The 11,492-nt window shown below is 57.8% G+C and carries 10 protein-coding genes; 5 read left to right on the forward strand and 5 right to left on the reverse strand.

The genetic code is table 11. From position 1 onward, the window contains the following. The first annotated feature begins 472 nt into the window (after nucleotides 1–472). A complete protein-coding gene (icd, locus tag F8N21_RS18190; protein ID WP_150643432.1) occupies nucleotides 473–1,729 on the forward strand; it encodes an NADP-dependent isocitrate dehydrogenase in 1,257 nt (418 codons plus the stop codon). Nucleotides 1,730–1,804: 75 nt separating this feature from the next. Here icd and cspD read toward each other — a convergent pair whose 3' ends face one another. Then, nucleotides 1,805–2,062: a cold shock domain-containing protein CspD gene (gene cspD / locus F8N21_RS18195; RefSeq protein ID WP_150643433.1), complete on the reverse strand. Its 258-nt coding sequence runs from the start codon at nucleotides 2,060–2,062 to the stop codon at nucleotides 1,805–1,807. 225 nt (nucleotides 2,063–2,287) lie between these two features. Between cspD and clpS the strand changes: the two genes are divergently transcribed. Together clpS and clpA are read left to right on the forward strand one after the other, a co-directional pair. Beyond that, on the forward strand, nucleotides 2,288–2,650 hold the full coding sequence (clpS, locus tag F8N21_RS18200; protein WP_150643434.1) for an ATP-dependent Clp protease adapter ClpS: 363 nt from the start codon (nucleotides 2,288–2,290) through the stop codon (nucleotides 2,648–2,650). A 29-nt stretch (nucleotides 2,651–2,679) separates the two neighbouring features. Beyond that, nucleotides 2,680–4,950 carry an ATP-dependent Clp protease ATP-binding subunit ClpA gene (gene clpA, locus F8N21_RS18205; RefSeq protein WP_150643435.1) on the forward strand — a complete coding sequence of 757 codons (2,271 nt, stop codon included), beginning with the start codon at nucleotides 2,680–2,682 and terminating at the stop codon, nucleotides 4,948–4,950. Between the two features lie 246 nt (nucleotides 4,951–5,196). Here clpA and infA read toward each other — a convergent pair whose 3' ends face one another. The 4 genes from infA to trxB all read right to left on the reverse strand — a co-directional run bounded on the left by infA (nucleotide 5,197) and on the right by trxB (nucleotide 7,984). After that, nucleotides 5,197–5,415 (reverse strand): translation initiation factor IF-1, encoded by a 219-nt coding sequence (gene infA, locus F8N21_RS18210; RefSeq protein WP_002553999.1) that lies wholly within the window; start codon nucleotides 5,413–5,415, stop codon nucleotides 5,197–5,199. A gap of 100 nt (nucleotides 5,416–5,515) precedes the next feature. Then, nucleotides 5,516–6,223 (reverse strand): arginyltransferase, encoded by a 708-nt coding sequence (locus tag F8N21_RS18215; RefSeq protein WP_150643436.1) that lies wholly within the window; start codon nucleotides 6,221–6,223, stop codon nucleotides 5,516–5,518. A gap of 56 nt (nucleotides 6,224–6,279) precedes the next feature. Further along, nucleotides 6,280–6,960, reverse strand: coding sequence for a leucyl/phenylalanyl-tRNA--protein transferase (gene aat, locus F8N21_RS18220; protein ID WP_150643437.1), 681 nt, complete (start codon nucleotides 6,958–6,960; stop codon nucleotides 6,280–6,282). A gap of 64 nt (nucleotides 6,961–7,024) precedes the next feature. After that, entirely contained in the window at nucleotides 7,025–7,984 is a 960-nt protein-coding gene (trxB, locus tag F8N21_RS18225) for a thioredoxin-disulfide reductase (protein WP_150643438.1), read from the reverse strand. 331 nt (nucleotides 7,985–8,315) lie between these two features. Between trxB and ftsK the strand changes: the two genes are divergently transcribed. Next, nucleotides 8,316–10,718, forward strand: a complete 2,403-nt coding sequence (ftsK, locus tag F8N21_RS18230) for a DNA translocase FtsK (RefSeq protein ID WP_150643439.1) — start codon at nucleotides 8,316–8,318, stop codon at nucleotides 10,716–10,718. A 67-nt stretch (nucleotides 10,719–10,785) separates the two neighbouring features. Beyond that, nucleotides 10,786–11,409, forward strand: coding sequence for an outer membrane lipoprotein chaperone LolA (gene lolA, locus F8N21_RS18235; protein ID WP_150643440.1), 624 nt, complete (start codon nucleotides 10,786–10,788; stop codon nucleotides 11,407–11,409). The last annotated feature ends 83 nt before the right edge of the window (nucleotides 11,410–11,492 follow it).

Below are 11,492 nucleotides of genomic sequence, written 5' to 3' on the forward strand. Positions count from 1 at the left end.
TGCTAGGCGTGCTCGGAAACTCGGGGTGCGCGGGGTATGCGCTTTCGTTCAAGTCGTCCATGAGCCGAAAGTCGAGGTTTCTTCGCGGTGATGTTGGGTGCATCAGTCGAGCGTCAGATGGCCGGGTCGAGGTAACAACTCAGCCTTTACAGGCTTGAAAGTCTCATTTCAGACAGATCGGCCCGCAGTGACTCGCTGGTCACCGGGCCATTATACATAGGTCTTTAGTAGTAGGACGATGGGTGAAGTGCAACGAATTTGCTCCTTTGGTCTAAAGGACCGCGATCGGGGCGCGCCGTACACTGGTCGACCTAGTGCTGAGCTTTGGCGGTTTTCCCTTTGCTTTAAGGCTTGTAGCCAGCGAAGAGCGCAGGTTCGGCCCTAGATGTATGGAACATAAGGTTCCCGTCCAGATTCAACTGGGTTACGCTCCTGCGCAGCCAGATGTTCAATCCACACAACGGAGTTCAGCATGGGATACAAGAAGATTCAGGTTCCAGCCGTCGGCGACAAAATCACCGTCAATGCAGACCATTCTCTCAATGTTCCTAACAACCCGATCATCCCTTTTATCGAAGGTGATGGTATTGGCGTCGATATCAGCCCGGTCATGATCAAGGTTGTCGATGCTGCTGTTAAGAAAGCTTACGGCGGCGAGCGCAAAATCTCCTGGATGGAAGTCTACGCCGGCGAGAAGGCCACCCAGGTATACGACCAGGACACCTGGTTGCCTCAGGAAACCCTGGACGCGGTCAAAGACTACGTCGTTTCCATCAAAGGCCCGCTGACCACTCCGGTCGGCGGCGGCATCCGTTCCCTGAACGTTGCCCTGCGTCAGCAGCTGGACCTTTACGTTTGCCTGCGTCCAGTGCGCTGGTTCGAAGGCGTGCCTAGCCCGGTCAAGAAGCCAGGCGACGTCGACATGACCATCTTCCGTGAAAACTCGGAAGACATTTATGCCGGTATCGAGTGGAAAGCCGGTTCGCCGGAAGCGACCAAGGTCATCAAGTTCCTGAAAGACGAAATGGGCGTTACCAAAATCCGTTTCGACCAGAACTGCGGCATCGGCATCAAGCCGGTTTCCCTGGAAGGCACCAAGCGTCTGGCACGCAAGGCTCTGCAGTACGTTGTCGACAATGACCGCGACTCGCTGACCATCGTGCATAAAGGCAACATCATGAAGTTCACCGAAGGTGCCTTCAAAGAGTGGGCCTACGAAGTGGCTGCCGAAGAGTTCGGCGCTACCTTGCTCGACGGCGGCCCGTGGATGCAGTTCAAGAACCCTAAAACCGGCAAGAACGTCATCGTCAAGGATGCCATCGCCGACGCCATGCTCCAGCAGATCCTGCTGCGCCCGGCCGAATACGATGTGATCGCGACCCTGAACCTCAATGGCGACTACCTCTCCGACGCCCTGGCGGCCGAAGTGGGCGGTATCGGTATCGCGCCAGGTGCCAACCTGTCCGACACCATCGCCATGTTCGAAGCCACCCACGGTACGGCGCCCAAGTACGCTGGCAAAGACCAGGTGAACCCGGGTTCGCTGATCCTGTCTGCTGAAATGATGCTGCGCCACATGGGCTGGACCGAAGCGGCCGACCTGATCATCAAGGGCACCAATGGCGCTATCTCGGCCAAAACCGTGACCTATGACTTCGAACGTCTGATGGATGGCGCTAAATTGCTGTCTTCTTCCGCGTTCGGCGATGCCCTGATCTCTCACATGTGAGCTGATCCGCGCTAAGCAAAAAACCGGCCGACTCAGATAATTGAGTCGGCCGGTTTTTTTATGCCTGGGAGTTTTTTAGCTGGATACCGTCGCGTGGGGAGCAGGCGTGGCAGGCTCGGCGATCGGGACTTTGAGCGCGCCGATTTTCACGGCATGCAAGCCCTTGGGACCCTGGATGATCTCAAAACTCACGGCCTGGCCTGCTTTCAGGGTTTTATAGCCGTCCATCTCAATGGCCGAGTAATGGGCAAACAGATCTTCGTCCTTGCCGTCCTCGTTGATGAATCCATACCCTTTGGCATTGTTGAACCACTTGACCTTGCCATTCGCCATGCTCATATCCCTCTGCAACAGACCCCATCACTGGAGTATCATCCAGTTCATCTGCACTCAAACCAGGAATTCCGGTTGACTGTGCGGACCTTTATTACCCAATGTGGGCTCTATTGGTTGTAACACCGTTTTGCCGATAGTCAAGGTGACCGGGCGGTCCAGAGTTGAAATCGTCCATAGCCGCCCCCACCACTGTATTTGCACAACTGACGAACCTTTCTTTCCATGCATGCAATCAGCCAGATTCGACTAACATTCAATCAGGATCGCCCGGATTCACACGACGACGATTCAGCTGGCCTGGCTGTACAGGAAGCTAAGCCGGCCTTACAGGCGCCACCGATGTACAAGGTGGTTTTGTTCAACGATGACTACACACCGATGGATTTCGTCGTCGAAGTGCTCGAGGTGTTTTTCAACCTGAATCGAGAGTTGGCGACCAAGGTAATGCTGGCCGTTCATACAGAAGGACGGGCAGTATGTGGAGTGTTTACCCGCGACATCGCCGAGACGAAGGCCATGCAGGTCAACCAGTACGCCAGGGAAAGCCAGCATCCGCTACTCTGTGAAATCGAGAAGGACGGTTAACGCCGACCACTTGGGTATGAGGTGAAGCTATGTTAAACCGCGAGCTCGAAGTCACCCTCAATCTCGCCTTCAAGGAGGCGCGCTCGAAACGTCATGAATTCATGACCGTCGAGCACCTCCTGTTGGCACTATTGGATAATGAGGCAGCCGCCACCGTTTTGCGTGCCTGCGGCGCAAACCTCGAAAAACTCAAGCATGACCTGCAGGAGTTCATCGACTCCACCACGCCATTGATCCCTCTGCATGACGAGGATCGTGAAACCCAGCCAACCCTGGGCTTCCAGCGTGTACTGCAACGTGCTGTCTTTCACGTACAGAGCTCGGGCAAACGCGAGGTGACTGGTGCCAACGTACTGGTCGCAATCTTCAGTGAGCAAGAGAGTCAGGCAGTGTTTCTGCTGAAACAGCAGAGCGTTGCGCGCATCGATGTCGTCAACTACATCGCCCATGGCATCTCGAAAGTGCCAGGGCATGGCGATCACTCTGAAGGTGAGCAAGATATGCAGGACGACGAGGGCGGTGAGTCTTCTTCTTCGGGCAATCCTCTGGATGCTTATGCCAGCAACCTCAACGAACTCGCACGCCAGGGTCGTATCGATCCGCTGGTCGGGCGTGAACTGGAAGTCGAACGGGTCGCGCAAATCCTGGCGCGCCGGCGCAAGAACAATCCGTTGCTGGTGGGTGAGGCGGGCGTGGGCAAAACCGCGATCGCCGAAGGTCTGGCCAAACGCATCGTCGACAATCAGGTACCTGATCTGTTGGCCAATAGCGTGGTCTACTCCCTCGATCTGGGGGCGTTGCTGGCCGGCACCAAATACCGCGGCGACTTCGAGAAACGCTTCAAGGCGTTGCTCAACGAGCTGAAAAAGCGCCCGCAGGCCATCCTGTTCATCGATGAAATCCACACCATCATCGGTGCCGGCGCGGCTTCCGGTGGCGTCATGGATGCTTCGAACCTGCTCAAACCGTTGCTGTCTTCGGGTGATATCCGCTGCATCGGCTCGACCACCTTCCAGGAATTCCGTGGAATCTTCGAGAAGGATCGGGCCCTGGCTCGACGCTTCCAGAAGGTCGATGTGTCCGAACCCTCGGTAGAAGACACCATCGGCATCCTCAGAGGCCTCAAGGGGCGCTTCGAGGCGCATCACGGTATCGAATACAGTGATGAGGCGTTGCGTGCCGCAGCTGAGCTGGCATCGCGCTACATCAATGATCGGCACATGCCGGACAAGGCCATCGACGTCATCGACGAGGCAGGGGCCTACCAGCGCCTGCAGCCCATCGAAAAGCGCGTGAAACGCATCGAAGTGGCGCAGGTCGAGGACATCGTCGCGAAGATCGCGCGGATTCCGCCAAAGCACGTCACCACCTCCGACAAAGAGCTGCTGCGTAACCTTGAGCGTGATCTGAAACTGACGGTGTTTGGCCAGGATGCGGCGATCGACTCCTTGTCCACGGCAATCAAGCTGTCTCGTGCCGGCCTCAAGTCGCCCGACAAGCCTGTGGGCTCGTTCCTTTTCGCCGGCCCTACGGGTGTCGGTAAAACCGAGGCCGCACGGCAACTGGCCAAGGCGCTGGGGATCGAACTGGTTCGCTTCGACATGTCCGAGTACATGGAGCGGCACACCGTTTCCCGCTTGATCGGTGCACCTCCAGGCTACGTGGGCTTCGATCAGGGCGGTTTGCTGACCGAGGCGATCACCAAGCAGCCTCACTGCGTGCTGTTGCTCGATGAGATCGAGAAGGCGCATCCGGAAGTCTTCAACCTGCTGTTGCAGGTCATGGACCACGGTACGCTGACCGATAACAACGGGCGCAAGGCGGACTTCCGTAACGTGATCGTCATCATGACGACCAACGCCGGTGCCGAAACCGCAGCGCGGGCCTCGATCGGCTTTACGTATCAGGATCACTCGTCCGATGCCATGGAAGCGATCAAGAAGAGCTTCACGCCGGAATTCCGTAACCGTCTGGACACCATTATCCAGTTTGGTCGCCTCAGCCATGAGGTCATCAAAAGCGTGGTGGACAAGTTCCTTACCGAACTTCAGGCGCAACTGGAAGACAAGCGTGTCCTGCTCGAAGTGACCGATGCCGCACGCGGCTGGTTGGCGGAGGGTGGCTACGACGTGCAGATGGGTGCGCGACCAATGGCTCGCTTGATCCAGGACAAGATCAAGCGTCCGCTGGCCGAGGAGATTCTCTTTGGCGAACTGGCCGAACATGGCGGTGTGGTACACATCGACCTCAAGGACGGCGAGTTGACCTTCGAGTTCGAGACCACTGCCGAAATGGCCTGATGTAACGAGTAACAAAGCAAAAGGCGCCGAAGGGCGCCTTTTTGCTGTCTTGAAGAAGCACGCCAATCCCCTGTAGGAGCTGCCGAAGGCTGCGATCTTTTGATTTTGCTTTTACCGGTCATAAGCAAAATCAAGATCAAAAGATCGCAGCCTTCGGCAGCTCCTACGCAAGCAGATTCGGGTGGTCATTAAATCGCAGACAAACAAAAACGCCCGGCAGAAGCCGGGCGTTTTGTATTGACTTGTTTATCGAGCGCGGTAAGTGATGCGCCCTTTGCTCAAGTCATAGGGCGTCAGCTCGACGCGCACTTTGTCACCGGTAAGAATACGAATGTAGTTCTTGCGCATCTTGCCGGAGATATGCGCGGTTACGACGTGCCCATTTTCCAACTCCACACGAAACATGGTGTTGGGCAGGGTGTCGACGACAGTGCCTTCCATTTCGAAGCTGTCTTCTTTCGACATGCAGTAAAGCCCTCGGTATCCAATGAATGGCCCGGTGCAACTGCGCCAGGCAAAAGCGGCGTGCATTGTGCCCGAAAAATAGGGTTTAAGCCAAGGGCTTCTAGCTCAAGGTGACCCATCGTTGGTTAATCAGTAGCTCAATGGGCCGATATTGGGTCTTGTAGCTCATCTTTTTGCAGTTTTTGATCCAGTAGCCGAGGTAAACCGCGTCCAAGTCCCGCCGCCGGGCCTCGCCAATCTGCCAGAGAATCGCAAAACGACCCAGGCTGCGGCGCTCTTCTTCCGGTTCGTAGAAGGTGTAGACCGCCGACAGGCCATTGGGCAGCAGGTCGGTGACGGCGACCGCCAGCAAGCGTCCCTCGAGACGAAACTCATAGAATCGGGAAAACGGCAGGTCGCGGACCAGGAATGTCGAAAACTGATCGCGACTCGGTGGATACATATCGCCATCAGAGTGGCGCTGTTCGATGTAGCGCTGGTAAAGATCGAAATACTCTTCGCTGAAACCGGGCCTCGCCGGATGCACCTGTAGATCGGCATTGCGCTTGAGAATGCGTTTCTGCTGGCGATTGGGTGAAAACTGCGCCACAGGAATGCGCGCCGGAACACAGGCATTGCAGTTCTGGCAATGCGGCCGGTAAAGGTGGTCGCCGCTGCGGCGAAAGCCCATTTCCGACAGATCCGCGTAGACATGCACATCCATGGGCTGGCTAGGGTCGAGGAACAGCGTGGTGGCCTGCTCTTCGGGCAGATAGCTGCAAGAGTGGGGCTGAGTGGCATAAAACTTCAGGCGCGCCAACTCGGTCATGATCAACCCTCTGGGAATGCTTTGGATTAAGTGTAAGCCAGGCTGGGAAAAGTCGCCTAGGAAACCCAGGTGGCCGTATTGGGTAGATCGAGATGCTGGCGCAGGTAGCCGGCAAAACTGCTGCGCGGTATGGTCCGGGCGCCGAGGCTGTGCAGATGATCGGTAGGCATCTGGCAATCGATCAGCACGAAGCCCGATTGCTTGAGGTGTTTGACCAGGGTCGCGAAGCCGAACTTCGAGGCGTTGTCGGCACGACTGAACATCGACTCGCCGAAAAACAGTTGGCCCATTGCCAGGCCGTAGAGCCCGCCGACCAGCTCACCTTGATCCCAGACCTCGACCGAATGCGCATGCCCGCGCTTATGCAATTGCAGATAGGCATCCTGCATCGCTTCGGTGATCCAGGTGCCGTCGGCATGCTCGCGCGGAGCAGCACAGGCGCGGATTACCGAGGCGAAATCGCGGTCGAAGGTCACCTCGTAACGTTGCTGGCGCAGCAGCTTGTTCAGGCTGCGCGAGACATGCAATTCATCGGGAAACAATACGGTGCGCGGATCGGGCGACCACCAGAGAATCGGCTGGCCTTCCGAGAACCACGGAAAGCAGCCATGGCGATAGGCCTGAACCAGGCGATCGGCGGACAGATCGCCGCCGGCCGCGAGCAAGCCATTGGGGTCGCGCATGGCTTTTTCCAGCGGCGGAAAGGTCAGGGTGTTGCGTTGTAACCAGGTCAGCATGGCATTCAGGCTTGCAGAAGGGGAGGGCGATGACGGGCTGGAGGGCCCGCCTTGAAGTGAGCTGTCAAACGGTGGGAACGTCGTCGAGGTATTTCTCGGCGTCCAGCGCTGCCATGCAGCCGGCCCCGGCGGACGTCACCGCCTGGCGGTAAACGTGATCGGCAACGTCGCCGGCGGCGAACACGCCTTCGATTTCGGTGGCGGTGGCATCGCCTTCGCTGCCGCCCTTGACCAGCAGATAGCCATTACGCATCTCCAGCTGGCCTTGGAACAGGTCAGTGTTGGGCTTGTGGCCGATGGCGATGAATACGCCAGTCAGCGGTAACTCACTGGTTGCGCCAGTCTGACTGTCCCGCAGCCGGGCACCGGTCACGCCGCTGGCATCACCCAGCACTTCGTCCAGATGTTGATTCCAGTGCAGGCGGATATTACCGGTGGCGGCCTTTTCGAACAGTTTGTCTTGAAGAATCTTCTCGGAACGCAGTTTGTCGCGTCGGTGAATCAGGTGGACTTCCTTGGCAATGTTCGACAGGTACAGCGCTTCTTCAACTGCCGTGTTGCCGCCGCCGATTACCGCGACCACCTGATTGCGGTAGAAGAAACCATCGCAGGTAGCGCAGGCGGAAACCCCTTTGCCGGCAAATGCCTCTTCCGATGGCAGCCCCAGGTATTGCGCCGAAGCGCCGGTGGCGATAATCAGGGCGTCGCAGGTATAAGTGCCGCTGTCGCCGGTGAGCTCAAAGGGGCGCTGTTGCAACTTGGCGGTATGGATGTGGTCGAAAACTATCTGTGTATCAAAGCGTTCGGCGTGTTTCTGCATGCGTTCCATCAGCACCGGACCGGTCAGGCCTTCGACGTCGCCAGGCCAGTTGTCGACTTCGACGGTGGTGGTCAGTTGGCCGCCAGCCTGCAGACCCGTGATGACGGTCGGCTTGAGGTTGGCGCGGGCGGCATAAACAGCTGCGCTGTAACCGGCAGGGCCGGAACCGAGGATGATCAGGCGTGAATGCTTCGCTTCGCTCATAAAAACACCTCATAAGCCTTTGTCACAAAAGAGAATGCATGCTCAAATTGAACCGCGCGCAAAGTGCTGTTGGCTATGCTACACCGAAGCCGCTGGCGTGGCATCGGGTGGACAAATCCGTACAATGCCGCTTTGTATCCATATGTTGGATAATCGTTGGCATTTAAAGGATCGCAGCCTGCGGCAGCTCCTATGGGGTTTTGGAATGCAGGGCCAGAGTGGTAAAAGTAGCTCCAGTTGCGCCAGTTAACTTTGTTACCTGCTCGGGTTGAGCAGTTTTTTGTAGTCAATCAACAGTTGGACGCGCTACAGGCGCAGGAAAAGACGCGTTTTGAAGAAATCCACCGCTACACCTAAAACAGTAGTTCCGCTCTGGCGTCAGCAACTGCACTACCGGTTGAAGGAAGGTGCACTGATTGCCATCGGAGCCTTATGCCTGTTCCTGATGATGGCATTGTTGACTTACGGTAAGGACGATCCGGGCTGGAGTCATAACAGCAAGATTGAAGACGTGCAGAACTTCGGCGGGCCCGCGGGCTCTTACAGCGCCGATATTCTGTTCATGGTGCTGGGTTATTTCGCGTATATCTTTCCCCTGCTGTTAGCGATCAAGACCTATCAGATTTTCCGTCATCGCCACGAAACCTGGGAATGGAGCGGCTGGCTGTTTTCCTGGCGCCTGATCGGCCTGGTGTTTCTGGTGCTGTCGGGCGCGGCCCTGGCGCATATCCACTTCCATGCCGCCACCGGCTTGCCGGCGGGCGCCGGTGGGGCGCTGGGTGAAAGCCTCGGCGACCTGGCGAAGAACGCGCTCAACATCCAGGGCAGTACCCTGATGTTCATCGCGCTGTTCCTGTTCGGCCTGACGGTGTTCACCGACCTCTCGTGGTTCAAGGTCATGGACGTCACCGGCAAGATCACCCTCGACCTGTTCGAACTGTTTCAGGGCGCGGCCAATCGCTGGTGGGAGGCGCGTAACGAGCGCAAGCAACTGGTTGCGCAATTGCGTGAAGTCGACAGCCGGGTCAACGAAGTGGTGGCCCCGACCGTGACCGACAAGCGTGAACAGGCCAAGGTCAAGGAGCGTTTGATCGAGCGCGAGCAGGCCCTGAGCAAGCACATGTCCGATCGCGAGAAGCAGGTTCCGCCGGTGATTGCGCCAGCGCCGCCCAAAGCGCCGCCGCCCAGCAAACGCGTGGAAAAAGAGAAGCAGGCGCCGCTGTTCGTCGACAGTGCGGTCGAAGGCACCTTGCCGCCGATCTCGATTCTCGACCCGGCAGAAAAGAAACAACTCAACTATTCCCCAGAGTCCCTGGCCGCGGTCGGCCATTTGCTGGAAATCAAGCTCAAGGAATTCGGGGTCGAAGTGTCGGTCGACTCGATTCATCCCGGCCCGGTGATTACCCGTTACGAGATTCAACCGGCCGCGGGGGTCAAGGTCAGCCGTATTTCCAACCTGGCCAAGGATCTGGCGCGTTCGCTGGCAGTGACCAGCGTGCGGGTGGTGGAAGTGATTCCCGGCAAGACCACCGTCGGTATCGAGATTCCCAACGAAGACCGGCAGATCGTGCGTTTCTCCGAAGTGCTGTCGACACCTGAGTACGATAACTTCAAGTCCCCGGTCACTCTGGCCCTGGGCCATGATATCGGCGGCAAGCCAGTCATCACTGATTTGGCAAAAATGCCGCACTTGCTCGTTGCCGGTACCACCGGTTCCGGTAAGTCGGTGGGGGTGAACGCGATGATCCTGTCGATCCTGTTCAAGTCTGGCCCGGAAGACGCCAAGCTGATCATGATCGACCCGAAAATGCTCGAGCTGTCGATCTACGAAGGCATTCCGCATTTGCTCTGCCCGGTCGTGACTGACATGAAGGACGCGGCCAACGCCCTGCGCTGGAGCGTCGCGGAGATGGAGCGGCGCTACAAACTGATGGCGAAGATGGGCGTGCGTAACCTGGCGGGCTTCAATGCCAAGATCAAGGAAGCTCAGGACGCCGGCACGCCGTTGACCGACCCTTTGTACAAGCGCGAAAGCATTCACGACGAAGCGCCGCTGCTGGTCAAGCTGCCGACCATAGTGGTGGTGGTCGACGAATTCGCCGACATGATGATGATCGTCGGCAAGAAGGTCGAAGAACTGATCGCCCGTATCGCTCAGAAGGCCCGTGCTGCCGGTATTCACTTGATCCTCGCGACCCAGCGTCCGTCGGTTGATGTGATCACCGGTCTGATCAAGGCGAACATTCCAACGCGTATGGCGTTCCAGGTATCGAGCAAGATCGATTCGCGAACCATCATCGATCAGGGCGGCGCCGAACAACTGCTGGGTCACGGTGACATGCTCTACATGCCGCCGGGGACCAGCCTGCCGATCCGGGTCCACGGTGCCTTCGTCTCCGATGAAGAGGTGCACCGGGTGGTTGAAGCCTGGAAACTGCGTGGCGCACCGGAATACAACGACCAGATCCTCGCGGGTGTCGAAGAGGCCGGTAGTGGCTTTGAAGGCGGCAGCGGCGGCGACGAAGACAGCGAATCCGATGCGCTCTACGACGAAGCGGTGCAGTTCGTCCTGGAAAGCCGTCGGGCGTCCATCTCCGCGGTTCAGCGCAAGCTGAAAATCGGCTACAACCGCGCCGCGCGCATGATCGAAGCCATGGAAATGGCCGGAGTCGTGACTTCCATGAATACCAACGGTTCCCGTGAAGTCCTGGCTCCAGGCCCGGTGCGCGACTGACCTGAATTGAACAGCGGCGGGGCAGTGATGCGCCGCCACTCTCCCCACGAATGTTATGAGGACTCCCATGCGTCTTATCCGCATGCTGTTGTTGCCGGTACTGGCTTTAACCACTCTCTCGGCCCATGCCGACAGCAAAGATGTGGCGCGTCTGACTCAGTTGCTCGAAAAGTCGCAGACCCTGACGGCGCGTTTCTCCCAGCTGACCCTCGATGGCAGCGGCACTCAATTGCAGGAAACCGCGGGTGAAATGTCCCTGCAGCGTCCTGGCCTGTTCTACTGGCACACCGACGCACCGCAAGAGCAGCTGATGGTTTCCGATGGCAAGAAGGTTTCCCTGTGGGATCCGGACCTGGAGCAGGTCACCATCAAAAAGCTCGATCAGCGCCTGACCCAGACCCCGGCCTTGCTGCTGTCCGGCGACGTGTCGAAGATCAGCGAAAGCTTCGACATCAGCGCCAAGGAAGCCGGCGGGGTGATCGACTTCACCCTCAAGCCGAAAACCAAGGACACCCTGTTCGACAGCCTGCGTCTGTCGTTCCGCAACGGTCTGGTCAATGACATGCAGCTGATCGACAGCGTCGGCCAGCGCACCAATATCCTGTTCACCGGCGTGAAGGCCAACCAGCCGATTCCGCCGTCCAGGTTCAAGTTCGACATCCCCAAGGGTGCCGATGTGATTCAGGAATAATCCGCAGGACGCAAGAGTAACCTGTGGGAGCGGGCTTGTGTGGCGAGGGGGCTTGTTGTGGCGAGGGGGCTTGCTCCCGTTCG

It is taken from the genome of Pseudomonas fluorescens (assembly GCF_902497895.1).
Classification (GTDB): Bacteria; Pseudomonadota; Gammaproteobacteria; order Pseudomonadales; family Pseudomonadaceae; genus Aquipseudomonas; species Aquipseudomonas fluorescens_BP.

What these genes read in the sequence shown, in the direction of transcription:
- icd (WP_150643432.1), top strand. Translation starts at nt 473, where the DNA reads ATGGGATACAAGAAGATTCAGGTTCCAGCCGTCGGCGACAAAATCACC.
- cspD (WP_150643433.1), bottom strand. Translation starts at nt 2,062, where the DNA reads ATGGCGAATGGCAAGGTCAAGTGGTTCAACAATGCCAAAGGGTATGGA.
- clpS (WP_150643434.1), top strand. Translation starts at nt 2,288, where the DNA reads ATGCATGCAATCAGCCAGATTCGACTAACATTCAATCAGGATCGCCCG.
- clpA (WP_150643435.1), top strand. Translation starts at nt 2,680, where the DNA reads ATGTTAAACCGCGAGCTCGAAGTCACCCTCAATCTCGCCTTCAAGGAG.
- infA (WP_002553999.1), bottom strand. Translation starts at nt 5,415, where the DNA reads ATGTCGAAAGAAGACAGCTTCGAAATGGAAGGCACTGTCGTCGACACC.
- F8N21_RS18215 (WP_150643436.1), bottom strand. Translation starts at nt 6,223, where the DNA reads ATGACCGAGTTGGCGCGCCTGAAGTTTTATGCCACTCAGCCCCACTCT.
- aat (WP_150643437.1), bottom strand. Translation starts at nt 6,960, where the DNA reads ATGCTGACCTGGTTACAACGCAACACCCTGACCTTTCCGCCGCTGGAA.
- trxB (WP_150643438.1), bottom strand. Translation starts at nt 7,984, where the DNA reads ATGAGCGAAGCGAAGCATTCACGCCTGATCATCCTCGGTTCCGGCCCT.
- lolA (WP_150643440.1), top strand. Translation starts at nt 10,786, where the DNA reads ATGCGTCTTATCCGCATGCTGTTGTTGCCGGTACTGGCTTTAACCACT.